This window comes from Paenibacillus senegalimassiliensis (genome assembly GCF_001486585.1).
Lineage (GTDB): Bacteria > Bacillota > Bacilli > Paenibacillales > Paenibacillaceae > Fontibacillus > Fontibacillus senegalimassiliensis.
On sequence record NZ_LN909044.1, the window covers coordinates 687,753 to 711,328 of the forward strand.

General features: G+C 49.9%; 20 protein-coding genes and 2 riboswitches. Of the genes, 11 read left to right on the forward strand and 9 right to left on the reverse strand.

The genetic code is table 11. The features are described from left to right. Window positions 1-15: 15 nt before the first annotated feature. Window positions 16-113, reverse strand: a riboswitch (cyclic di-GMP riboswitch). A 255-nt stretch (window positions 114-368) separates the two neighbouring features. Then, window positions 369-557 (reverse strand): hypothetical protein, encoded by a 189-nt coding sequence (locus BN3279_RS08935; RefSeq protein WP_059050267.1) that lies wholly within the window; start codon window positions 555-557, stop codon window positions 369-371. Window positions 558-702: 145 nt separating this feature from the next. Between BN3279_RS08935 and BN3279_RS08940 the strand changes: the two genes are divergently transcribed. Continuing rightward, a complete protein-coding gene (locus tag BN3279_RS08940) occupies window positions 703-1,119 on the forward strand; it encodes a hypothetical protein (protein WP_059050268.1) in 417 nt (138 codons plus the stop codon). Window positions 1,120-1,306: 187 nt separating this feature from the next. On the opposite strand, the gene BN3279_RS08945 is transcribed toward BN3279_RS08940, so the two are convergent. Further along, complete coding sequence (locus BN3279_RS08945) at window positions 1,307-2,704, reverse strand: helix-turn-helix domain-containing protein (RefSeq protein ID WP_059050269.1); 1,398 nt, start codon at window positions 2,702-2,704, stop codon at window positions 1,307-1,309. Window positions 2,705-2,870: 166 nt separating this feature from the next. Here BN3279_RS08945 and BN3279_RS08950 point away from each other — a divergent pair, with 166 nt between their 5' ends. Then, window positions 2,871-3,215, forward strand: coding sequence for a helix-turn-helix domain-containing protein (locus tag BN3279_RS08950; protein WP_059050270.1), 345 nt, complete (start codon window positions 2,871-2,873; stop codon window positions 3,213-3,215). 89 nt (window positions 3,216-3,304) lie between these two features. On the opposite strand, the gene BN3279_RS08955 is transcribed toward BN3279_RS08950, so the two are convergent. Together BN3279_RS08955 and BN3279_RS08960 are read right to left on the reverse strand one after the other, a co-directional pair. Beyond that, entirely contained in the window at window positions 3,305-5,128 is a 1,824-nt protein-coding gene (locus tag BN3279_RS08955; protein ID WP_198343573.1) for a DUF2075 domain-containing protein, read from the reverse strand. Between the two features lie 55 nt (window positions 5,129-5,183). Continuing rightward, window positions 5,184-5,513, reverse strand: a complete 330-nt coding sequence (locus tag BN3279_RS08960; protein ID WP_059050272.1) for a nucleotide pyrophosphohydrolase — start codon at window positions 5,511-5,513, stop codon at window positions 5,184-5,186. A gap of 420 nt (window positions 5,514-5,933) precedes the next feature. Between BN3279_RS08960 and BN3279_RS08965 the strand changes: the two genes are divergently transcribed. The 6 genes from BN3279_RS08965 (at window position 5,934) to BN3279_RS08990 (ending at window position 16,330) form a co-directional block, all read left to right on the forward strand. Then, on the forward strand, window positions 5,934-8,045 hold the full coding sequence (locus BN3279_RS08965; RefSeq protein WP_059050273.1) for a TerD family protein: 2,112 nt from the start codon (window positions 5,934-5,936) through the stop codon (window positions 8,043-8,045). Between the two features lie 356 nt (window positions 8,046-8,401). Further along, window positions 8,402-9,835, forward strand: coding sequence for an SWIM zinc finger family protein (locus BN3279_RS08970; protein WP_059050274.1), 1,434 nt, complete (start codon window positions 8,402-8,404; stop codon window positions 9,833-9,835). A gap of 26 nt (window positions 9,836-9,861) precedes the next feature. Then, on the forward strand, window positions 9,862-11,673 hold the full coding sequence (locus tag BN3279_RS08975; RefSeq protein ID WP_059050275.1) for a HEAT repeat domain-containing protein: 1,812 nt from the start codon (window positions 9,862-9,864) through the stop codon (window positions 11,671-11,673). Next, on the forward strand, window positions 11,670-12,773 hold the full coding sequence (locus BN3279_RS08980) for an AAA family ATPase (RefSeq protein WP_059050276.1): 1,104 nt from the start codon (window positions 11,670-11,672) through the stop codon (window positions 12,771-12,773). The genes BN3279_RS08975 and BN3279_RS08980 overlap by 4 nt, the downstream gene beginning before the upstream one ends. Further along, window positions 12,774-15,110 (forward strand): DUF5682 family protein, encoded by a 2,337-nt coding sequence (locus BN3279_RS08985; RefSeq protein ID WP_059050277.1) that lies wholly within the window; start codon window positions 12,774-12,776, stop codon window positions 15,108-15,110. 2 nt (window positions 15,111-15,112) lie between these two features. Next, the gene (locus BN3279_RS08990) at window positions 15,113-16,330 is read left to right on the forward strand and encodes a VWA domain-containing protein (protein WP_059050278.1); all 1,218 of its coding nucleotides are present in this window, start codon (window positions 15,113-15,115) and stop codon (window positions 16,328-16,330) included. 78 nt (window positions 16,331-16,408) lie between these two features. Here BN3279_RS08990 and BN3279_RS08995 read toward each other — a convergent pair whose 3' ends face one another. Then, window positions 16,409-17,254 (reverse strand): sugar phosphate isomerase/epimerase family protein, encoded by an 846-nt coding sequence (locus BN3279_RS08995; protein ID WP_059050279.1) that lies wholly within the window; start codon window positions 17,252-17,254, stop codon window positions 16,409-16,411. A 147-nt stretch (window positions 17,255-17,401) separates the two neighbouring features. Continuing rightward, window positions 17,402-18,262, reverse strand: coding sequence for an SDR family NAD(P)-dependent oxidoreductase (locus tag BN3279_RS09000; protein WP_059050280.1), 861 nt, complete (start codon window positions 18,260-18,262; stop codon window positions 17,402-17,404). 155 nt (window positions 18,263-18,417) lie between these two features. Between BN3279_RS09000 and BN3279_RS09005 the strand changes: the two genes are divergently transcribed. The 3 genes from BN3279_RS09005 to BN3279_RS09015 all read left to right on the forward strand — a co-directional run bounded on the left by BN3279_RS09005 (window position 18,418) and on the right by BN3279_RS09015 (window position 21,124). Next, window positions 18,418-19,083: a TetR/AcrR family transcriptional regulator gene (locus BN3279_RS09005; RefSeq protein WP_059050281.1), complete on the forward strand. Its 666-nt coding sequence runs from the start codon at window positions 18,418-18,420 to the stop codon at window positions 19,081-19,083. A gap of 166 nt (window positions 19,084-19,249) precedes the next feature. Next, window positions 19,250-20,107 carry an EAL domain-containing protein gene (locus tag BN3279_RS09010; RefSeq protein WP_059050282.1) on the forward strand — a complete coding sequence of 286 codons (858 nt, stop codon included), beginning with the start codon at window positions 19,250-19,252 and terminating at the stop codon, window positions 20,105-20,107. A gap of 84 nt (window positions 20,108-20,191) precedes the next feature. Further along, window positions 20,192-21,124 carry a GGDEF domain-containing protein gene (locus BN3279_RS09015; RefSeq protein WP_059050506.1) on the forward strand — a complete coding sequence of 311 codons (933 nt, stop codon included), beginning with the start codon at window positions 20,192-20,194 and terminating at the stop codon, window positions 21,122-21,124. Window positions 21,125-21,231: 107 nt separating this feature from the next. Here the strand turns inward: BN3279_RS09015 and BN3279_RS09020 are convergent, their stop codons facing one another. The 3 genes from BN3279_RS09020 to BN3279_RS09030 form a co-directional block, all read right to left on the reverse strand. Next, window positions 21,232-21,711: a pyridoxamine 5'-phosphate oxidase family protein gene (locus BN3279_RS09020; protein WP_059050507.1), complete on the reverse strand. Its 480-nt coding sequence runs from the start codon at window positions 21,709-21,711 to the stop codon at window positions 21,232-21,234. A gap of 118 nt (window positions 21,712-21,829) precedes the next feature. Beyond that, a complete protein-coding gene (locus BN3279_RS09025; RefSeq protein WP_059050283.1) occupies window positions 21,830-22,489 on the reverse strand; it encodes an urea amidolyase associated protein UAAP2 in 660 nt (219 codons plus the stop codon). Window positions 22,490-22,519: 30 nt separating this feature from the next. Then, complete coding sequence (locus BN3279_RS09030; protein ID WP_059050284.1) at window positions 22,520-23,236, reverse strand: urea amidolyase associated protein UAAP1; 717 nt, start codon at window positions 23,234-23,236, stop codon at window positions 22,520-22,522. Between the two features lie 100 nt (window positions 23,237-23,336). Beyond that, a riboswitch (guanidine-I (ykkC/yxkD leader) is annotated at window positions 23,337-23,436 on the reverse strand. Between the last annotated feature and the right edge of the window lie 140 nt (window positions 23,437-23,576).

Here is a 23,576-nt window from a genome sequence, read left to right on the forward strand (position 1 = left end):
AAAAAAACAAGCCAATTAGGTAACCCGGCTACCGTCACACTGGAGTTACAACCAATGTCCTAGGCCCGTGGCTTTGCGTCCCCGTCTTTCGATCGGGTTTGCCATTGTCTTTCGCTTGAATTTATTCCTTTTGAATCAATTTTATGGATCGAAACTCCCATGAAAAATATATTATACCAATTTTGTTAATCCCACAATTACCAATAAAATAATAATATTTAACTAATTTATGTTACTAGGACTTTTTTACTTTTCGCTCCATTTATTTCTTGATGCCTAAATACCAGGGACGTGACGCATGTGAGTGAACGACAAAAAAAGTAGTACGCAAATAAATTGCATGCTACTTTTTATAATAAATCTATGGTTTAGTTGACCCACCTTACAATGAGAATGACAACGGCAACAATGCCTACGATAATAAGTAGATTGGTCACCTGTCTCCAAAAACCTGAAGCTCCCTGGGTATGGTAATGATGAGCATTAACATCGTGGTTGGCTTTATGTCCGCCAGGATCGGTCGAATTCGCTGGGGGACCTGGGTTAAAATCAGACATGATGATCATCTCCTTTCATTTAGTTTAGCATATCTTTTACAATCTCTGGATTCATATGACTCCTATCATTTAGCCAGAACTCAAGATAAGATATCATTTAATGTATACGCTGCTGTACTAGTCAATTGTAAAAGGAGCTTCTATTTTGAAGAAAAAAATCAGTGGTCTTCTTATCGCTTTGATATTGATCTGTGTCAGTATTCTGGCTATAAACTTATATCATGGTCTTATAAGTAACAAAACGTACGATCTCCAGCTTGGACATAACCCTAATCAAGAGCTGCCCAAAATGGATGATGATGGAGTGAGTTTCAAAAACGACACCAGGCTTATTGCTATGGCTATCTACCCGGACAAAAAGGAACAGATCTTACAGGCTCAGTTGTATGTAACAAAACGTGGTGAAAGTAGAGTTCTTCAAGTGGAGAAGATGAGAGAGACTGCCGATTTAGCTGCATTTGAAATGAGACTGCGGAATTTAAGTTGGGAGCCGGGAGAATACACCATTTATTTTAAACGGGGAACTGAAATTCAACTCTCTCTTGATTTTACACTAAAGTAATTTAGGTACTTCACTCCTATCCGCAATTTAAAAATCACCCCCTTAACATCTAAGAGGGTGATTTTGACGCTCTTTTCACCTTACAACGGCCCTCAAGATAAGTAGCCGCAGAACCTAGCCGCCCAATCCATGAATCAACACTTTGATGATGCCAGGATCAGCCAACACTCCCACCGCTATTGCCCAACTAAGCACGCTTGGCAACAACAAGCTTCTTCTCTTCATTGGTTTGCACCTCACATAATAATTTTTTATATTGCTTACGACCACTCTCGGATGCCCCATGTCTAAATCTTTCAAACAATCGAATACAGTGGATCAACATGGACTCATGATTGTAACGGATGGCAAGTTCTAAACCCTCAAGCAAATACCCAAACCCTGCCTCATACCTCTGAGCCCTAAAATGGTAATGTGCAAGTTCGGAAACATACCGGATATATTGATCCGCCACAATTTGTGCATTGTAGGTTCCTAGACGAGAGCTTCGTTCCTCAAACACTAAACTCGGTCCATAGTGCTCCAGCAAATGATCCACATTTAAACCAAAACGATTAGCTGCCTGCAAAATGCGATACATGGCCGGGATGCTCTCTTCAGCATAATGAGCAACATACTCTACATAACCAGCTAAAGCCTCTACCTCACCGGACATTAAACGGTACAAATAAGCATTACCTTGCCCCCACTGATAGAACTGCTTCACAACTTGCTGCTCTGCTTCGCCAAATTCCTCTATGTCTAAAAGCTCCCCATGGCTATATAAATCCACATATTGTAAAGCCCGTTCATACTCCTGATGAGCCTCACATACATTAGCCATTAATAAATAGGCGTAAAGCAGATAAAACAGCAGTTCCCGGGAGGGGCTGATTTCCACCTCCTCTCGATTTCGCTTCGGGCGGTGGCGGCGCTGTATGGAAGCCTTACGCTCCAATTCCTCAGCCAGGAACTGCACCCGGTCCCACCGATGCAACGATGCATATACATCAGCCAAATCTTTTATTGCATCCAACTGATTCGATTCATTCAAACGATCAATATATTCCTCGAACCAAGCGGCCGCCCGTAGATTTCTTTCCTGATCAGCGCCAAGCTCCATCTTAAATAGCCGATATCGGCTCACCGCCAATCGTTCAGAGTGTTGATATTTTTCGCATTCTGCGACACACAAATATAGCAAAGCGGCAGCATTTCTCTTCCTCTCATTCCACAGTAATTCCGCGGTATCAAACAAGAGAGGAATATAAGCCAAATGATCCGCCAAGGCATGAACAAGGCGTTCAAGACAATCCAGCTTGTCCAGTTCGGCGCAACGATGGATGAAAGGCCCCATTCGTCTCCAATCCGGGGGCGAGCCCAGTAAGCAATCTTCTAAGTACACTTCATAAAGAGAGCCTTCCACTAAACCCATGCCCATCGTCAAACGGTCTAAATTATGCATGGATATTTGGCGTTGCCCACTTAACATCGCGCTGACAGTCCCCGCATTAATTCCGCAAATATCAGAGAACTGCTGCAAAGTCAGCCCTGACCCGCTCAAGTAATCCTTTAGCTGCTGCCTGACCGTAGTTTCAGGTTCCATGGAGTACCTCCTTGATAAATAAGAAACCGCAAGGCTCTAAATTTCCATATATACCTACTTTCTCCTCAATTATACTACATATAAATAGTATTTCAATTATAAAAACTATATTCAGTGCCCTGCATAAACCTTTCCAAGTCACCTAAGCTTATATTGAGGTGATGAAATGGCGGAATTGCGCAATTTTCTAGGAAATCGAATCCGAGCTATACGAAATGCTAAAGGCCTCACTCAACAAAATTTGGCGGATTTATCCGGCTTGGACTATAGATATATCGGTGCTATTGAACGGGGAGAACGGAATTTTACCATTGATACTTTGGAGAAAGTGCTAACAGCGTTACAAGTTACGCTTCGTGAACTGGCTTACTTCAATATTGAGCAGATCCGTGAGGATTCCCCGCGCTGGGAGGCTATTGATCAATTCGTAGTTAGTACGGAGGGATTGACCGAGGAACAGATTCAAACGTTACGGCGAGTGAACGAAGAAGTGTTAAGGGCATTTAAATAGCCTTTCCCGGGTGGGAAAGGCTATTTAGGTTCAAGCTGCCATTTTATCATTGTTGTCATGGCTATCTCAAAAAGATGGTTCTTTCTCTGTTATTGTTGTATAACTGCCAAGCGCTCCTGTAGATACTCCTTTAATTCCTGATTCCTACAATATAGATAACATCCCCGTATTCCTCTGGAAATCAACACTTTATAAATATTTTTAATTAAACTAGTAAGTTGCTCAGGATTATTCTTTAGACCTCTTTTGCCCATGATATCCTTGTATTCGTTGTAATCAGCATAGAGCTTCATTGTAGTCGGATCATATTTAAGATCATTGCCAATGATTACACCGATGTATTCAAATTCCAAACCTTGGGAGGTATGAACACAGCCAATTTGCTCAAGCCCAGCCTCTTGAATCGCCCAGGTACTGGAAATGGAACGGCCATTCCAAGGCATTTCGAAATCATGCTCAGGGATGGTAACATCGGCAACTTCCCCGTTACGGTTACCCTCGGTATCCTTAGTCCAATCCCAAGCAAACCCCGCAAGCATTCGGGCCTTGTACCCACTGGCTACCTTCGCTTTGATCTCTTCATAGACCTCATTTGGCGTATCAAACAATTTGAATTCAAAAGCTTTCCGATCCCATCCACTAAAGTTGGCCGTCGGACGAATTTGGAGTACATCGTCTACCCAATTGATGAAACCTTCGGCTCCAGAGCAGCGAAACTGAGCTGATAAGGTATATTCGTGAATTTCCGAACCGTGTAATTCTGCAATTCGTTTAATCTGAGGCACTGTCCCAATGTCGTCTGGTCGAATTCTCTGGAACTCATCAATGAAAAAAACGTTGACCTTTGAAGCCTTAATAATATCCTCAATTTGATTAATACCGCGGTATTGGTAAGCTCCTTTCCCTTTCAGACGGTGTGCTTCATCAACAACTAGGACATCGAAAAAATTTTCTGGTGTATCGACGAATTGTCCCGAACCGGCAAACAACCCCCGGACTCGCGCCTTGTTCCTTGGCTGCTGCTTGGCTAGAGTCTCTACCATTACCGTTCGGAAGGAAGCGTTGGGGGCAACAAACTTAACGTTTAGCTTTTGCTTCAGCAAACCGCCTAGTGCGTTCATGGAGATTACCGATTTACCGGTGCCCGGCCCGCCATTGATAATGACTGTCTTTTTCTGACTCGTGTCTTTGGCCAAGCTAATAATTGTCTCATACGCTACCTTTTGCTCATCCAGCAAAATAAACTCAGTGTTCCCTTTGAACAATCCATCAATATGATCGATTAACTTTTTTGAAGGGCGAATTTTACCATTCTCAATTAAATATAGTAGATTAATGCCATTACCTTTACCAATATGTTGATGCAAAAATGCCTGAAGCTTCGCTGTATCGTCCGCCATAAATAGCGGAGCCTCCCGGATAATGTGCTGATAACGTTCGCTCTGAAGTGGATCAGGCTCTGGCACACGGTAGTTATGTAAATAAGCACAGGCATAACTCTTTAAGTCACTGCTGTGAATAGCTTCGTTCATATCGTCTAGAAACTGACGATAGGACCATGCTTGATAGGAGGGGTGTGGGATTTCTCGCTGCCGACCATTAATATATGCAACAACCACATCCTCCCTGTCCGTTGCCTGAGCCGCGTCCCACTGCTTCAGTTCTACAATTACGAAGTTGTCCCGGCCCTCCGTATCCTGGCCTGCCACAATGAAATCAATACGCTTACTGGTCGCCGGAATATTGTATTCAATCATCACCCCGCAGTCATCAGCGATGTTAGCATTGCGAATGACACTCTCCATAAATCTCATAGAGTTGTTCCATGCTCTTTTTTCACCGGGGCTTGGTTTCATCCCCATCTTATTAATGAATGCTTGCTCAATCTCTACAGTAATTTGATTGCGATCCACGGAATTGCGAAACTGCAATGCATTACTACTATATATGATCATTCTGCCTACACTCCTATAGCTCGTTGTATTTAGTCATTTTGCCAAAGGACTTGTCCACCGGATATTTGGCAGCGTTCTTCTTCATCTTGCTTCGAATGATGTCTTCGACGTTTAGATCCAAGGCCTCGGCTAAGAAAAATGCATAAATCAGTACATCGGCCAGTTCATCGGCTAACTCTTGTCTTTTGGTGGCTACCGTCTCTTCCGAAGATTTCCATTGAAAATTCTCGAGCAGTTCTGAAGCCTCCAGACTTAACGAGATCGCTAAGTCCTTGGGGTTATGAAATTGCCCCCAATTTCGCTCTTCCCGAAAAGCAAGCATCATCTTAATTAGCTCTTCCATATCCGTGCTCCTATCATTCCGTAATAGAATTATTGAACCGCTTAAACAAAAAAGAGGCGGTTCTCTCCCTTGTTCGGGGCCGCCTCTTGTTATTGCTTAGTTTGACCATGCTTTGGCCCGTGGTTAAATCTTACTACTTCCAAACTTATTACGTAACGAGAGATTCGTCAAATCGTAAAATACAAATCAGCAAGTATTCAATCCTCGTAATACTTTTGCCGTGTTCAGCATAATCTTCCTTTGCTAAAGTAAGTTTATCGCCAGGCTATGGTCATCCTTCCTTCTATTGACTTAAACCATTTAGGGTGGCCGACTTCCCGGCGGCACAAGCAGGCTATTGCATTTCTTCCTTCTAACCAACTTGATGATTTAGAGATGCAGGTTCCCTGCTTGTGCACTTATAAACAAGGAGGTGGCGACATGTCCACCGTATATAATGAAATTTATTTGCAAAAGAGTCGTAAATGGGTTGTCCGACCTGGGGTGCATCAATTGCCCATATCTTATTTGGCCGCAGCCCTCAAGAATATAGAAGAGCTTGGGTTTACCTTCTCCAAGCCGCTTATGGATGCCCTGCTCACACTGGATATTACGGAGTTCACAACGACCTATCAGGCTATCGAAGCACAGCTCAAAACCATGGTCAAGGCAGGTTATGAATACCGGCCTATGTACCCCGGCTTCCCGAAGCAAGTGATGGAAATGGCTGAGGCCGAGCTTTACATTAATGCAATTATCCATTATTACACATTGCTGCTGCCGGACGAGACTGAGCAGGTGAACGATCAGACCAAGGAGCCGGATAGCCCTTTCCCCAAGTCACTCAAAATCATCGAGCTTGGCAACACCAAGCAGTTCTATAACATGATGCAACAAACCATCGCCGCAAATAGCTCCATCTCAAAGGCAGATCAAGAGCACTTGGAAATGCTGGTTGCCTTGGACGATCATATATTGGAACTGCTGCCTGAAGAAATTCCTTTGAAAGAGAACGTAGGATTTATCACCAGCCTGCTCTTAAAATATGGTAAAGCAGACCTTCAGCACATTGGACGTTACTTCAAAACCGCTACCGATGTACTGCGCTTAGCCGTAGCGTTGTCTGACGGCGATGTTAGTTTGGCTGCGGTCACGGTGTTCCGCAAGTTCAAACGGTCGGAACGCAAGCTGTTGCTGGCCCTGCTGGAGCAATGTCCAAATCCCGCCGAGGATATGCTGCGATACAAGGAACGCTGGATTCGTCTTGGCGAAATCCTGCATCCTTCCGAATATCAGAAGCGGTATCCGCAATGCGCCGAGGCCTTTGACATCCTTCGTAATGGTAAGAAGCTCATCACCTTCCGCAGCCAGGTAGAGCAAGCGTTAAGATGGCATAATGCCCCGCTGGCTACATCCTTGCTGGCAGAACGTCCGGGCGAATTCGCCCGCCGTCTAGATCATTTACTGCGTACACACTCCGAGCCCTATGAGGTTGTGCTCACGTTCAGCCTGATTGCAGAGCACGTCTCAACTCCGGTGCTATTACAGGTGCTGACTCACTTCAAGCATCGTCATACGAAGCAGGCATGGCGTACCTTTTTTCCAAAGGGCAGCGTAGGTAAAGCTATCGCTATTCCGAATACATTACCTGAGCTTGCCTTATATATATGTAAGGAAATTGTAGAGCTCTGTGAGCAAACCCTGATCGAACGTTTCCACCAGCTCCCGTCCCTGGGCAAGGTCTTTATTGAAGACGGCTTGCAGAAGCATAACGTGCCCTTTGCCATGCGCTCGGCCAGTAAAGCATTGCGAACCTTGAGTCGCGGAAGTCGAGTCGCTATGCCAGAGGGCAGCACGATCCGCTTCTTCTTGTGGTGGAAGGAAGGCATGGTGGACGGCGTGCCAACGGACCGCGTAGATATCGACTTATCCGCTGCCATCTATGATACGAATTGGAATTACATGGAGCATGTATCTTATACGAATCTGCGCTCCGCCCAGTACAAAGCCTTCCATAGCGGTGATATTGTCACTGCACCACAGGGGGCCTGCGAATTTATTGATATCGATATTGCATCCGTCCTGCGTTATGGGGCCCGCTATGTCGTATCCTATCTTAATTCGTTCACTTTGCAGCCCTTCTGCAATTTACCGGAATGCTTTGCTGGCTGGATGATGCGCAAAAAGCCGAATTCGCGAGAAATCTTCGATCCGGCTACGGTGGAGGACTGCATTGATTTGGCGGCAGATACGCAGATTTCCATTCCTGTCATTCTCGATCTGTGGGAATGTGAGGTAATCTGGTGCGACCTGGCCCTCCGCCGCCATCCGGCCTATTCCAATAATGTCGAGGGCAATCTGTCGGGTATGGTAGCGATGGGTCAGGCCATGACCTCAGTAGTCAAGCCGAACCTGTACGACCTGTTCTCCTTACATGCTCAGGCCAGAGGGGAGCAGACCTACAACCGGGAAGAAGCCGACACCATTTTCTCGTTAAAAGACGGAATTACTCCGTTCGATACTTCAACCATTGTTGCTGAATACATCTCTTGATTTTTTAGTGGCCTTAGCTCCTTGATTTTTCGGGAATAAGGCCCTTTTGCTTATTTACTTGCAGATGCCAACGGATGTCTTTGATGCGGCATTTAATGATGTTACACTTTTCTTAGTATTGCTGTAAAACGTAATGAACAGATTGCCGGAGAGCCGGTATGGAGCTGAAACAGCGGAGCGGTCGCCTTTAAACTCGAATTTTTACCTTGTCGGGTTCAAATTATTCAATAAAATTTGAGTTTAACAGCGAGTGTAAGCCCATATCGGCCGCAGGCTCCTAATGTTCACCAGATTTCTAGCCCCTCTGCTTATTACTTCTAATTATTACATATCACAAAGCCATAAGGAGGTAACTCATGATCGAGATTACGGCGGCCTATGCCGATTCCCTGGCCCCCAACAGCTCAGCCATCAAGAACGGGCAGGCCCTGGTCCAGAAGAAGAAATTCGTCAGCCTGAATCATTCCCCGGAAGGAGATTTACTCTTCGGTGAATGCAGCGGCAGCGGGAAAAGCAACTATCTGACTTCCGCAGACTTCGTGATTCCGGATAAGCCGGTATTTCGTTGCAGTTGTCCCAGCCGTCAATTTCCTTGCAAGCATTCCCTAGGTCTACTATATGCCTATCTTCAGGGGCAGACCTTTACAGAAGCTCCCATCCCGGAGGATATCGCCTCCAAACGGGAAAAGGCCGAGAAGCGCGAAGAGAAGAAGCAACAAGAAGCCACTGCACCAAGCAAGCCCAAGAAAGTGAATATCTCAGCGCTCAAGAAGAAGCTAAATGCACAACTGGAAGGACTTGACCTGCTCGAGCGACTGATTCAGCCGCTGATTCGCTCCGGTCTTGGCACAATAGATAGCAAAACGCTCAAGCATATGAACAGTCAGATCAAGGAACTTGGCAACTATTATTTGCCCGGTGCCCAATATGAGCTGCGCCAGCTTAGCGTCATTCTGACTAGTGATGCCGAGCAAGAGCTACGCTACACGCTAGCTGTGGAGCAATTTACGAGATTGCATGCCTTCATCAAGCGGGGACGCACTCATATTCAAGCTAAATTGGACAATGAGCAGTTCACCCCAGATCCTACTTCGACCATTGAAGAATGGCTGGGGCATGCCTGGCAGTTGTCGGACCTCGCGGCTCATGATCTGCAATCAGGAGCTACAGAATTAATTCAACTCGCCTTCATCAGCTATGATGATCCCGCCAGACAGGAGTATGTGGATACAGGCTACTGGCTGAACTACGAGAACAAAGAAATTCACCGCACCATCCAGTATCGGCCCTACCGGGCAGCTCGCCATCTGAAGGAGGAGGACAGCTTCTGGGAAGTGGTCCAGGTTCCTGCGCTCTACCACTACCCGGGTGACTTGAACCATCGCGTCCGTTACGAGCAATTCACCTCCAGAGATGTGACAGAACAGGACTTTGCTATGATCGCCAGCGCATCCCAGCGGAGCTATGCCGATGTCCTGAAGACCGTGAAGAACCAGCTAAAAAGCCCGCTCGCCGATCCAGAGCCAGTTGTACTGCTCCATGTCCATGAGATGCTGCTAACCGATCAGGGGGAATACGTCATTACCGACGAAAGTGGACAACAGCTTAAGCTGTCAGATATCGGGGCCTCCCCGCAGGGAACGTTGCAATACCTCCCATACGTGCCTCAGGAGCTACTTCATAACTCTGAACTGCTGGTGATGTTCCGCTACGAGAGCGCCACTGGCACACTAGCCGTACAGCCCTTGACACTCATCCACGGCGGGCAGCAAATTCGGCTCTTATACTAATTCAACCGGAGAAAAGGAGGATGGTCATGAGTATCCCATTACTGCAAGAATTGCAGCAGGAGGTTAGGCGCCTGTACATCGCAGGAAGCGACCTTGCCACAGATGATTTCCGTTTAAAAAAAATGTTGCCACAGTTCCAGCAATTAGGCGAACGCGCGCCCGTATTCAAGAAGCTTGGCGAAGGAATCGCCAGCTTGATTGATCCTGCTTCTGACCCCCAGACGGGTTCTGAAGCCAAGCTGCAGCATATCGGTGCACTGCTGCATGCCGTCCTGGCTACGCAAGGCAGCGTGCAACCTCAAGGTAAGCCCGAGGAGACCCGGCCCGATCACCGGTTGACCTTGACCACCACCTTGACCTACCGCCAGCTTGCGCCCATCCAGACTGCCCTGACCACCACCGGCAGTGGGCGTTATGAAATCGTGATTGAGGCCTATAAGCAAGGGCATTTTCAGGACCTGCGGCTGCTGCCACTAGCACTGAATGCGCTTGGCGACCCTTATGCCGAGTTAGCCGATTATGCCGCTGAGCATATCTTGCCTGCTTATGGCGAGCAAATTGTCCCTTTACTACAAGAGCAATTGGATCTGCAGGGAGGTAAAAGCGAGGTTCGTCGCCTGAATGTCCTATGCCAAATGTGCGGTTCTACCATGAGTGGTGTCATCCTGGAGGCTGCCGAGCAAGGCAGCGATGACATTCGTGTAGCGGCCATTGGCTATCTGGTACAGCCGGAGCACCTGTCCTCCGTCATGGCCTGGACCAAGGACAAGAAGAAGGCCGTGCGTGAAGCTGCCTATAAAGCCTTGGCCGCAGGCGGATTACCCGAAGGACTGGAGCATTTGCACGCCTCCTTCAAGGGCAAGGATCAGGAGATCGTAGCTGAGGCGCTTTATGCTCATCCGTCTTCAGAACTCAGCCCCCGCTTTATAGCGATGCTGAAAGAAGAGCTAACTACAGCAGTAGAGCAAGGCGTGCTGCCGAACAAGAAAGAGGCCGTAGCCAAGCGGGTAGTCGCACTACTACGAGCCATCGACGGTGAATTGGATAATGAATTGGAGCAAGTCTACATCTATGCCATAGCGCATTTAAAATATTTGAAGTCGCTGGGTATTCATACCCTTTCCGGCTATGCCAGTGAATACTTTGAGAAGCTCGGTACGCTCGGAGCACTGGACCAACTCACCCACATTACCCGGCACCACAGCAATTTCCTGCCGGTCGCCTTCCAGTTAGCGCGGAAGCACCTGTCTCCTGCCGAGCTATTTGATCGATATGCAGGGATAGAGAACCGCAAGAACAAGTACACCACAAGCATTGACACCCTGACCTATACCATTGAAAATCTGGTCTATGTTCAATCCCAACTGGAAGCCGAGCTTCATCTGGAGGGGCTTGAGAACTTAGGGCTGTATAGCGTGCGCCAACCCCTACCCTATGCAGAAATTGAGGCTGATTGGGACCCTCGCTGGCTGGATTGGTTCATTGACCAGGGCCATATCGAGCTTGTCTGTGCCTTCGCCTCGCCGGGCCATGCTCGTGCCGAGCAATATATGAGGGATCGGCTGGCAGGGCGTCATAAAGGGAAGACCGCTCCTGGTGCCACAATCCTGCGCGGTCTTGAGAATGTGGGAGTCAGTCTGAGCGGACGACAGCAATTGCTGCTGGATACCATCGGTCAGGCGAGAATCTATAACAGCTCCCTAGTTTCTCCTTACCTGATCAAGCTGATGCTTGGCCTGCCTGCCAGCGCCGTCAGCACCCTGGAAGCTGCGCTTCCTTATTATCATTATACGAGTCATAAAGTTCTCGAATATATCATTAAGGAGCTGAGCCAATGACAACCGCGAATACCGATGTGAACAAGAACGTATTGAGACAGTCTGCCGAACTGCTCTATCAGCATGAGCTGGAAGCCTTGAAGAAGCACGATACCGGCAGCATTCCCCCCGGATGGCAGATGTCCCCGCGCGCCGTGCTAACCTTCATTACCGGAGGTCAGGCAGGCGACACAGTCATTACGCCAAAGTACATCGGTAACAATCGCCTGGTGGAGATGGCCATTGCTACCTTGGTGACGGACCGCGCTTTACTGCTCATTGGTGAACCGGGAACGGCAAAGTCCTGGCTGTCCGAAAATTTAGCCGCAGCCATCTGTGGCAACTCCGGGCTGGTCGTGCAAGGCACCGCGGGAACCAGCGAGGAGCATGTCCGCTACTCATGGAACTATGCCATGCTGCTGGCTAACGGACCGACACCGGCTGCCCTGGTGCAAAGCCCCATCATGCGAGCCATGGATGGCGGCAGCATCGCCCGCTTTGAAGAGATTTCCCGCTGCGCTTCCGAGGTGCAGGATGCCCTGATCTCGATCCTGTCCGAGAAGACGGTGTCGGTCCCTGAGCTCAGCGAGGAGCACAGCGCCCGCAAAGGCTTCTCGATTATTGCTACAGCCAATACACGAGATCGCGGCGTGAATGAAATGTCGGCGGCCTTGAAGCGCCGCTTCAATATCATCGTGCTCCCGGCCCCGGCCGACATTGGCACCGAGATCGAAATCGTGAAGAAGCGCGTAGGCGAGATTGCGGCCTCCTATGAGCTACAGGCGGCTCCTCCGGCGGATGAAGCCGTGGAGAAGGTCGTCACCATCTTCCGCGAACTGCGAAGCGGGATGACGCTGGATAAGAAGGAGAAGCTGAAATCCCCGGCAGGTGTGATTTCTACGGCAGAGGCCATCTCCCTGCTCACCAACAGCATGGCGCTAGCCGCAAGCTTTGGCAATGGAGAGCTGACCGATGAAGATTTGGCCGCAGGTCTTCAGGGGGCAATCGTCAAGGATGATGCCAAGGATTCCTTGGTCTGGAAGGAATATTTAGATAACGTCATGAAGAAGCGCGGCAGTGAATGGCGAGGCTTGTACCAGGCCTGCAAGGAGCTGAATTAAGTGAGCGCCCGCCTGACATCGCAGGCTCAGCCAGCGGCGGCTGGGCAGGTTCATATCTTCGGCGTCCGTCATTTGTCCCCGGGTGGGGCCCGGCATTTGCTGGAGCGTCTGGACGCCCTCTCCCCGACGGCCGTGCTGATCGAGGGGCCCTCCGATGCCACTGGCGAAATTCGTCACCTGGTTAATCAGGCTACTAAGCCTCCCGTGGCGATTCTGGCTTTTACCGAGGAGGTCCCGGTAAGAACCGTCCTGTGGCCATTCGCCGAATATTCACCAGAATTGCAGGCGATGAAATGGGCGCAGCAGCACGGAGCGGAGGCTTCTTTTATCGATTTGCCATCGGCAATAACCTTGGGGCTCCAAGATGCACTCTTCAAGCAGGAAGCAACTGCGGACCCAGGCAGCAGCTATTTATCGGACCACCATGCCCTGTATCAGTCAATTGCCGAGTTGGCCGGAGAAGCCGATTACGATATGTACTGGGAACGGCATTACGAGCACAATATGAACCCTGACGCTTACCAAGCAGCTATTTTAACCTTGTCCGGTTCCTTGCGCGAGTGGTCTGAAGGAAGGGAACGCGAGGAACGTGCCGGAGAGTACGCTTATAATGCCATTCGCGAGGCCTATATGGCTCGCCAAATTCAGGCCGCGATGGCATCTGGCCACGCTCCGGAGCGCATTGTGGTCATCTGCGGTGCCTATCATGCCTCTGCCCTTCGGCAGACCGGTAATGTCATGACCGATGAAGAACTGGCCGCACTCCCGGCCCGCAGCACGAAGCTGACCTTGATGCCGTACACCTATTACAAGCTATCTTCCATGTCGGGGTACGGCGCGGGCAATACAGCACCTAACTATTATCAAATGATGTGGGAAGCGATGAGCTCGGACAGCTTGGCAGAGTTGCCCCATCGTTATTTATCTACGGCAGCACGATTATTGCGTAAGCGGGGAACTCACCGCTCCACAGCAGAGGTCATCGAGGCGGTACGGCTGGCAGAGGCGCTGGCCTCCCTGCATGGCGGAACAGCGCCTACGCTGCACGATCTGCGTGATGCCGCCCGTACCCTGCTGGGGCATGGCGACTTGGCCGTCGTGGCCGAACCTCTGGCCCGGCTGGATGTAGGAACCGCTGTCGGTGAATTAGCCGAAGGTGTCAGTCAGACACCGGTCCAGGAGGATCTTAACCGCTTGTTCAAGCAATTGAAGCTGGATAAGTACAAAACGCCGGTAGCCACCAATCTATCGCTGGATTTGCGTGAGAACCGCAGGGTAAGCTCGGCTGCGGCTGCTTTTCTCGATTTACACCGCTCCACCCTGCTTCACCGGCTGGTTCTACTGTCCGTTCCATTTGCCAAGGAGTTGCCCAGACCCCAAACAGATGCCTCTTGGAAGGAGGAATGGGTTGTTCAGTGGACCCCGGAGACGGAGATTGCCGTCGTCGAGTCCACCTTGCTGGGCGAGACGGTAGAGCTTGCTTGTGCCTACACCTTACAGCAGAAGCTGGAGGCCTGCACCAGCATAGCTGATGCAGCAACGCTGATCAAAGTAGCCTGCCTGTGCTCGATGACCAAGCAGATGGAGGCCGCCCAGATGACGCTCCAGCATTTGGCCGCCGACAGCCGGGATGTCATTCAAATCGCCGCAGCCGCTCGGGAATTATCTATCATTATCAGCTATAGCGGCTTGAGACAGGTCGATACCGATCCGCTCATCCCACTGCTGGAGCAGTTGTTCATGCGCGGCGCCTTGTTCCTCGTGGAGGCCAGCCAGTGTAATGATGAAGCGGCCACACCGATGGCCGCAGCCATCCACGAACTCAATGCCATAGCACTCGATCACCACGAGCAGGTCGATGAGGAGCTATGGCTGAATCAACTGCGGGATCTGGCTGAGCGGGATGATCGTAATCCCAAGCTGTCCGGGCTGGCCTGTGCCATTCTGCTAGAGAGAGGACAGCTTACCGCCAGCGAGGCTGGAGCAGAGGTATCCCGCCGACTGTCGCCGGGGATTCCCGCGGATCTTGGCGCAGGCTGGTTCGAGGGGCTGGCGATGCGCAACCGCTATGCCCTCCTGTCCCGCATGAGCTTATGGGAGCAGCTTCACGCCTACATCGGCAGCCTGGACGATGAGGAATTCAAGCGTTCCCTGGTATTTCTGCGCCGGGCGTTCAGCGTCTTCACCGTCCATGAGAAGAACATGGTCGCAGAGCTGCTGGGCGAGCTATGGGGAGTCAATACCGAGCAAGCCGCCGAGGTGCTGACCGGCGACCTGAAGGAGGAAGAACAGAGTATGCTGGACGAACTAAACGATTTTGATTTTGAGGATATATAACGATGAGTAATCACGTGCAGCAACATGATCTGAAACGTTGGCGTCTCATCCTGGGCAAATCAGCGGAAGCACAGCTCGAAGGCTATGGATCTGGCGCGGCCCTTCAGGGTGAGGATCAAGTAATGGATGAAGCCCTGGCCGCAATCTATGATGAGACCACACAAGGCGAGGCCGATAGCCGGGGGGCTGGTGGAAGCGGCAAAGGCCAGGGAGGACGAGGACCCTCTGCTCCTGTGTTGTCCCGCTGGCTAGGAGATGTGCGCTCCCTGTTCCCGGACGACATCGTATCCATTATTCAGAACGATGCGATGGAGCGTCGAGGCTGGAGTCAGCTTTTGCTGGAGCCGGAGCTACTCGCTGCGGTGAAACCGGATATTCAACTTGTGGGCACCCTGCTCTCCTTGAAGGGCAAAATTCCGGAGAAGACCAAGGAGACGGCCCGCCTACTTGTCCAAAGCGTAGTAGATGACCTGATTAAGCGACTCGACAGCGACCTGCGCCGGGCGGTGACCGGAGCCCTGAACCGCAGGCAGCATTCTCCCCTGCCTTCGCTAAGCGGGATCGATTGGAAACGCACCATCCAGCGGAATTTGAAAAATTACAATGCAGAGCGCAAGCAACTGATTCCGGAAAAGTTCTATTACTTTGACCGTAGTCGCAAGAGTAAGGAATGGACCGTCATCGTCGACATCGACCAAAGCGGCTCCATGGCCGATTCGGTCATCTGGGCGTCTGTGGTCGGGTCGATCTTTGCCAGTATGCCTTCGCTGGATACCCGTGTCGTGGTGTTCGATACCGAAGTCGTCGACCTGACAGAGCAATGCGCCAATGATCCGGTTGATATGCTGTTCGGCGTCCAACTTGGCGGTGGAACCGATATCAACAAGTCAGTGAACTACTGCGAGCAATTTATTGTGGAGCCGAAAAAAACGATCATGATTATCGTATCCGACCTCTACGAAGGCGGCAATCGAGCGGCGCTGGTTCGGCGGATGCGTGAGCTCAAAGAAGCAGGCGTGCAAACCATGTGTTTGTTGGCCTTGTCCGATCAAGGCAAGCCCTCTTACGATGAGCAAATCGCCCGCCAGCTTGGCAGGGACGGCACACCTTGCTTCGCGTGTACGCCTGCGTTATTGCCGGAGCTGGTCGAAGGTGCCCTGAAGGGCATGGACCTGGGCGAGCTGTCGAAGCGAATCAGCAATACGCAAGGCGCTGTATAGCTTGCTGAGCTTAGGCATGTCGGAAATCATAGCAACAGCCAGCAGGGTGACGAACTCCCTCCCCTGCTGGCTGTCTTTTTATTTACCTATCAATAACTCCGTTCTCGCGGCAGCCCGTCTCTCCCGAACAAAGCTGGCAACCGCTCCACATTGTGCTTCCTCCACCCCTTCCAGCGTTACAAAGCCGTGCGGTTTGTATTGCTCCAGCAGCTTCCAGAACAGCGGGTAGTTTAACTGGCCAAGTCCTGCGGCAGTACCCGATAATTCACCATTCGCTTCCCACTTTACATCCTTCGCATGGCTACTTACAATCCGGGAGCCAAAGAGGTCGAAGGAGCTACGGATAATCTCGTCCTGGCGGGCAAAGTTCCCGGCATTCATCAGATTGCAGGGGTCCAGAAGCACCCCAACACACGAGGACGGATAATGCTCCAGCGTAGCAGCCATAGATTCCGGTGAATCAATCAGATGCCCTTGAGCCGCTTCCAGGCCAATCGTGACGCCCCAGCGTTCCGCTTCCTCTACCAGTTCCGCGAGCGCCCGATGAAGCCGCTTCCAATTTTCCGCCATATGATCCTGATCCGTTGGCTTCCCCACCTCAAGAGCCACAATCGGTGCACCAAATTGCCGGGCATGCTGCAAATGCTCCTTAAACCACTCTACATTATGCCGCCAGGTGTCTTCCTCCCGTTCAATCAGGCTAACGTAACAGCCGAGCACCGCAATGTTCACGCCGCGATCGGCAAAAGCCCCTCCAATCTCAGCAGCCAGTCCCGGACTCAGCTTGCCCAGTGAGCAATCCACATCCGAAATGGCCTTGGACAAGGCTAACTGTACATACGGAAATTCGTAAGCAGCTACCTTGGCTGCCAATTCCCGGTAGGGTTGCTTCCCTAATAAATGCGCTAGAATACCTGCCGACACACCTACTCCTCCTTCGTTAAAAATTTACTATATAAGCAAAACAATAGTAGATGTAGCAAGATAGCACAATAGCTGCCCGCATCAGGCAGGAAATCGATGACTTTCCTGCCCGTGCGAGCTTTTCAGTTTTACTAGCTCCAATGATAATCAGTACCCCTTAAGATGATCACCCAGGAGGCTCTCAGAGCGTTCCCAGAATAACTTAGCGAGGTTAGCATCCGTCGCTTGCGGATTGTTAGGGACGCTTTCTTTGCGTTTATAGTAGTAAGCCCCGGAGCGCCAGTCCACGCCAGGAGTGCCTTCTGTCAGCCAGACAATTTGGTCCGCTCCCTGCTCCGGTGTAGAGAGAATAAGCCTACCAAGGCCTGGCAGTAAGCCAAAGAATCGAACCGTGCGCATGATGGGACTGGTCGTTGCGGAGGCGAAATTGGTTGCCACATTCCCAGGGTAAAAGGACGCTGTGGAAATTCCTGCATCATGATAGCGTCGATGTAACTCCATCGTGAAAAGAATATTCTCTAGCTTAACCGCACCATAGGCTCGCACCGGGTCATAGTTCCCATCATGATCTAGGTTATTGAGATCGATTTCTTTGGTAAACCGTACGGTACTGGAAGTTTGAAGCACCGTTGCCCGGGATGTGATCAAGGTATCGAGTAGCAGACGGGTGAGCAGGAATGGTGCTAGATGATTGACCTGAAAGGTCTTCTCGAATCCATCAATCGTCTTGATCTGCTCGCCAAACACTCCACCGGCATTATTGGCCAGCACATCGATGCGGGGATATCGCTCCTTGAGTTTATTAGCAAGTCTCTTCACGTCTTCAAACCGGGTGAAATCGGCAACGTAACTATCAGCATGAAGTTCGTTTGCAACCGCACGGGTCTTCTCCGGCGATCGGCCCACCACAATTACAGTATGGCCGTTATCCGTAAGCTTCCGAGCTGCGGCTGCCCCTATGCCGTCACTTGCCCCCGTAATGACTACTACCTTCTTATTTTTACTCATTATTGATCTCCTCCTTTTCTTATCCACCACCAAATTAATGTTATGTTAGCACAATAAATAATACAAAGTAAACAAAAAACGTTCTTTTTGTTTACTTTGTGTACTCAAGCTCAAAAAAAGGTATAATCAAATAAAAAGTAAAGGGAGAGCATCTGATGAGTAACGCTTCTATTCAAGACAAACAGGACCAAGCCAGACGTAAGCTTATTACGAAGTTACTTCCATATGTTAGAAAAAACGGGGTGCACTCACTGCGTATGGACGAGGCCGCCAAGATTATGGGTGTAAGCCGCGCGACTTTATACAAGTATTTCTCAACTAAAGAAGACCTCATCTCCTATGTTGTGGAAGTGATGGTGCAATACATTCAAGAGGTGACTGTTAGTTCAGATCGGGAGAAGATGTTCGCGGATCGATTCCAGCAGATCTTCGAACAATCGGTACTGCTGCTTGAATCCATCACCGATACATTTCTCAAGGAATTGGACCTTAGTTCTTCAGGGAGCGGGGAACAGCTCAGAAGCGCCATGAGGCAATGGGATCGCCAGGTTCTGGAGTTCTATGAAGAGGGCATACGCGAGGGAGTTTTCAATCCTATCAACGGTAATTTGATTGTTTTACAAGACCGGATGTTACAAAGCCTGCTGGACGTTAAATACTTGATGGAACATCATTTGACCGTTTACGAAGCATTATTTGAGTATTATCAGCTAAAAAAATATCAACTGTTCAAGCCCGATCGGCTGCAAACGGTCGATGACACCCGAATTATTCCGAGAATAGAGTACATGGCACAGAAGATTACGCAAAATTTATACTGACCAATCAGACATCGCTTTACTGAGGGAGCGGATATAACTGTAGATTTTACTTGAAGTTAACGCTACGTTGATACCGATTATGCCAGGTAGTGTTACGATGGGACTATAGGGACGGGCCTTAGGTATGCCATTCCCCGAATTCTTGGGCATAAAGGATGAATCCGACATGAAATTGCCGCTCCCAACCGCGGCGGACAACCGCGGGCTGTACAATTACATGACCTACTTCTCACGCTCTACCCGGCAGTATTGGCTGTCCTGTAGAAAATACCACGCCTTGCAAAAAATTATTCGTCATCAGACCTTAACGACTTACTTCCAACCCATCCTGGACTTACAAGGAGGCGGTTGCCTTGGCTATGAGGTACTTAACCGCCCGCCCGTATCCTCCTTGTTCCCACATACAGAAGCCTTCTACGACTTTATCGGGCATACGGATCAAGCCTTTGCCTTCGAGCGCTTCTGCCGCGATATTTCCTTTAATCGTTTTCGCCTGGCCTTGCTGTTAGCGCACAAACCGGCGGATACGGTCGTATTTGTCAACGTCCATCCACAGGTGCTCTCGGACCCAAGCTACCGGAGCGGAGAGACGATTCATCTGCTAGCCCGGTATGGCCTGTCTCCGCAGCAGGTAGTGTTTGAACTCACAGAGAAGCAGGCGGTGCAGGACTATATTGCTTTCCAGAGCATTGTATCCCACTACCGTGCGCAGGGATTCCGCATCGCCATCGATGATGCCGGTTCCGGCTATAACAGCCTCAAGGCCATCGTTAGCCTTAGACCCGAATTCATCAAGCTGGATAAATCGCTCATCCGCTCCATTCACCTCAATGCCAATCAACAGCGAATCGTGCAATTGCTGCAAGAGTTTGCCAATGAATCCGGCACACATATTATCGCCGAGGGAATTGAAGAACGCGAAGAACTAGCTTTCCTTCACCAAAGAGGTATTCATTATGGACAAGGTTATGCCCTGGGAAGACCAGCTACAGAAATGGGTAGCACACCTCCCCTGCCCATGTAGGGGGGGATAATGGCATCCAGGCTTCTTGGTGCTAAAAACTTGGCTTTTTGAACTTGCACTTATAGGAGGTCGGACGTGTTGTTGATGAATATCGGCGAAATTGCGGAGATGGTCCCCGTGGTCGAGCCAGAAACCAAATGCGGAACAATCAACACTCTGTTTAAGCAAAATCCCAAGCTGGAGGGAATCGCGGTTGTAGGTGAAGGCGGTAGCCTGTCCATACTGATGCGTACACGGTTCTATCAACTGCTGGCTACGCAATATGGATTCAACTTATATATGGGACGGCCCGTCAGCCTGGTAATGAACAATCAGCCACTCATCGTAGAGCGAAACGAGCCAATTACCGACATCAGCATCCGCGCCATGAACCGCGCCGAAGAAGAATTGTACGACGGTGTCCTGGTCGTTGAGGAAGGACTCCTTTACGGATTTGTCAGCATTCGGCGCTTACTGCTGGAGGTCGCGAACGTTAGGGCAGAAATGGCCATCTTCCTCAATGCATTAACCGGCTTGCCTGGCAACCGAATTATTGATGACCGATTACAGCAGGCCGCTCGTCAGGAGCAATTCAGTGTATTGTATGTCGATCTGGATAACTTCAAATCGTATAATGACAGCTACGGTTTCAAACGAGGGGATCTACTTATTCAAGCTACAGCATCCCTCTTGCGGGAACAGTTCTCCTCACCTGGCTCCTTCCTCGGACATATCGGCGGAGATGATTATATCGTTATTCTCCACCATTATAATTATGAGTTTGGTTGTAGCAAGGTTATTGAGGGGTTTGAGCTACTTAAGAAGGAGTTCTACAGCAAGGAAGATTTGAAGAACAACTTTGTTATGGGCGATGGACGCTCTGGCAAATACGGCCCGATTCCGCTCGTAGCTATCTCAATTGCCATCGTCACGAATCAAAGCCGCCAGTTCCATAACATGGACGAGATTGTTGAGGAAGCGACTCGTATGAAGAAGATTTGCAAGGCACGTCCAGGTAGCATCAGCATGGCGAATTAGCAGCCCTGGAGTATGAACGTGAGACTATCCTTTTTTTATCACAAAAAAGAAAGCTGCCCCTGAAAGTCTCTCCAAATCGGAAAGACCCCAAGGTCAGCTTTCTTTACTTACAGCTCCACGGTTTTGTTCAATTCCTCCCGGCTCTCTTTCCCGGTGATCTGGGAGAACATCCGCTTGACCATCTTGACCACATTGCCCGTCTCCCAGTATTCCGCGGCTTCCGCCTTCACCTTGATCAGCACCAACTCCGGATCATCACTGGTCGTATGCAGAAAGCTCGCATATGCCGGATTCCAGAATTGCTTGATTTTCTCGCGATCATAGACCAATTCGGCCTTTCCGCGAACGGATACGTAGGACTTGCCCACATAAGAGACATTCACTTCGGGATGCTGCTGCAACTGACCATATTTATCCGTGTCCGACTTGGTGAGGAACCAGAGATCTCCGTCAAATTCAACCTCTTGCGTCTTCATGGGACGCGACACAAGCCCCTCGTCCGTCACCGTTGTCAGCATGGCAATCTCAATACCTTTAATCAAATGTCTGACCGTTTCCACGGCCTCGCGATGCTCTTGATTGTTCATCATGATGTTCCCTCCCCAGCAAAGGTATGTGCATTTCATCCTATAGATTAAACAAAATGCAGCATAATTAACCATCTCTGGTGAGAAAATAGACCAGGCAAGGCGGCAAGGGACCGTGCTACTCGTTCCAGATCAAAACGCGAATCGGCGTAGGGTTATAGGCGTTGCACGGATTGTTCAACTGCGGACAATTGCTGATGAGCACCATGGAACGGCAACTGGACTGGACTTCGACATAACGCTCTGGCGCCGAGACGCCGTCCGCGAAGGTGAGTCCACCCTCCGGCGTGACTGGCACATTCATGAAGAAGTTGATATTGGGCGACAAATCCCGTTTGCTATACAAATGTCCTTCCGGATGCTTGGACAATTGCAGCATGAAGGTATCCCGGCAATTGTGCATATACCCCTTCTCATGGGCGTAGCGGACCGTGTTGCTCTGGGAAGAGCAGGACCCGCCCACCGTATCGTGGCGACCGCAGGTATCAGCAACGATGGTTACCAACTCCTTGCCGGATTCCGCCAGCAACCTCGAGCCCGTGGTCAAATATAGGTTGTTCTGCCCATGAATTGTCCGCACGGCACTATAGTGATCCTCCGGGTTATCCGCATCGTAAAATAACGTATCCGCCGCCTGATTCCCCTCCATATCGACGATACGAAGCACTTGCCCCGGCTTCAACTCATGCATCCAGCCCTCTCCGGCCGGAACGACCCGATCATAGACCGCCGCCTCAGCAGTCCTTGGGCTCTCCACGTGATTAAATGCCTTTATCATCGTCTTCAACCTCCTTCAAGTATGCGTATTTTAGCCTTGCAGCGCGTAATAGTTCCAGGTATTGTTGAACGACCGGCGATTCTCGGGGCGGTAGTTCACGCAATAATCCTGCGAATCGACAGGTAAGGCCGGCAATACTTCCAGCTTGACCGGAACCGAGGGATACACCTTACTCGGATTAAGCAAATGCGGCGTATTAGAGAGAACCAGCAAAATATCCATTTCGGTACGCAACGTGACTACTTGTCCCGCCTTACAATGACCCTCGGCAAAATGCATATTACCTTCCTCATCACAGTAAACCTTGGAGAACCAGTTGACCGCAGGAGACAAATCACGATTACCCAGACCACAGCGGGTCAGTTCTACTGCCAAGTTCTCCTGTCCGCTGCGCAGCCAGTCATTGCGCCGCTCCTGATAACGGCTGACACCGTATTTCTCATCCGTCGACTCACGAGTCGTATAGGCGCCCAGCGGATCATGCCAGCCCAAGTCATCCTGAACAATACTGGCCAGCGCTCGGCCATTGTCGCTCATCAGCACATGCCCCTTGGTCAAATGGGCGGTATGCTGCGCCTTCAACGTATCGGGCATATTGTAGCGCTCCGTCAAATCTGCAGCGTGATACATCAGCATCGTCACGTTGGCCCCTTCTTCCATCGCCGTCAGGCGGATCAGCTTACCCTTGCCAATCACACCGGACCATTTGCCTCCCGGATGCATCGTTTCGCTCCAGAGAATATTCATGGCCGTTCACTCCTGTTCCCTTTGTATTCGCCTGATGTGAGGAAGATATAACAGAAGGAGATATCTCAAGGCGCTCCTAAAATAGGGGCAACTCTACGACATCTCCCAGGTTTTTATCCTTCCGTGTAGTCCCCGGCGTGCGGGACCGTTTACTCTCGGACCAGACTCTGTTGCCAGACGGAACCCTAGTAAACTCCAAAGTTATTCAGTTGTCGAAGTTTTTATGTTAGATAATATAACGCCATATTTTGAATGTTGTCAAACGAAAAAATATTCGGAAAATATTTTTTATGTTTGTTTCTAATCATTTTCAGAATAATCACCCGCAATTTGAAAGCGT

What these genes read in the sequence shown, in the direction of transcription:
- BN3279_RS08935 (WP_059050267.1), bottom strand. Translation starts at nt 557, where the DNA reads ATGTCTGATTTTAACCCAGGTCCCCCAGCGAATTCGACCGATCCTGGC.
- BN3279_RS08965 (WP_059050273.1), top strand. Translation starts at nt 5,934, where the DNA reads ATGTCCACCGTATATAATGAAATTTATTTGCAAAAGAGTCGTAAATGG.
- BN3279_RS09015 (WP_059050506.1), top strand. Translation starts at nt 20,192, where the DNA reads ATGAATATCGGCGAAATTGCGGAGATGGTCCCCGTGGTCGAGCCAGAA.
- BN3279_RS08950 (WP_059050270.1), top strand. Translation starts at nt 2,871, where the DNA reads ATGGCGGAATTGCGCAATTTTCTAGGAAATCGAATCCGAGCTATACGA.
- BN3279_RS09005 (WP_059050281.1), top strand. Translation starts at nt 18,418, where the DNA reads ATGAGTAACGCTTCTATTCAAGACAAACAGGACCAAGCCAGACGTAAG.
- BN3279_RS08945 (WP_059050269.1), bottom strand. Translation starts at nt 2,704, where the DNA reads ATGGAACCTGAAACTACGGTCAGGCAGCAGCTAAAGGATTACTTGAGC.
- BN3279_RS09020 (WP_059050507.1), bottom strand. Translation starts at nt 21,711, where the DNA reads ATGAACAATCAAGAGCATCGCGAGGCCGTGGAAACGGTCAGACATTTG.
- BN3279_RS08960 (WP_059050272.1), bottom strand. Translation starts at nt 5,513, where the DNA reads ATGGAAGAGCTAATTAAGATGATGCTTGCTTTTCGGGAAGAGCGAAAT.
- BN3279_RS08980 (WP_059050276.1), top strand. Translation starts at nt 11,670, where the DNA reads ATGACAACCGCGAATACCGATGTGAACAAGAACGTATTGAGACAGTCT.
- BN3279_RS08975 (WP_059050275.1), top strand. Translation starts at nt 9,862, where the DNA reads ATGAGTATCCCATTACTGCAAGAATTGCAGCAGGAGGTTAGGCGCCTG.
- BN3279_RS09030 (WP_059050284.1), bottom strand. Translation starts at nt 23,236, where the DNA reads ATGAATATTCTCTGGAGCGAAACGATGCATCCGGGAGGCAAATGGTCC.
- BN3279_RS09010 (WP_059050282.1), top strand. Translation starts at nt 19,250, where the DNA reads ATGAAATTGCCGCTCCCAACCGCGGCGGACAACCGCGGGCTGTACAAT.
- BN3279_RS08970 (WP_059050274.1), top strand. Translation starts at nt 8,402, where the DNA reads ATGATCGAGATTACGGCGGCCTATGCCGATTCCCTGGCCCCCAACAGC.
- BN3279_RS09000 (WP_059050280.1), bottom strand. Translation starts at nt 18,262, where the DNA reads ATGAGTAAAAATAAGAAGGTAGTAGTCATTACGGGGGCAAGTGACGGC.
- BN3279_RS08990 (WP_059050278.1), top strand. Translation starts at nt 15,113, where the DNA reads ATGAGTAATCACGTGCAGCAACATGATCTGAAACGTTGGCGTCTCATC.
- BN3279_RS09025 (WP_059050283.1), bottom strand. Translation starts at nt 22,489, where the DNA reads ATGATAAAGGCATTTAATCACGTGGAGAGCCCAAGGACTGCTGAGGCG.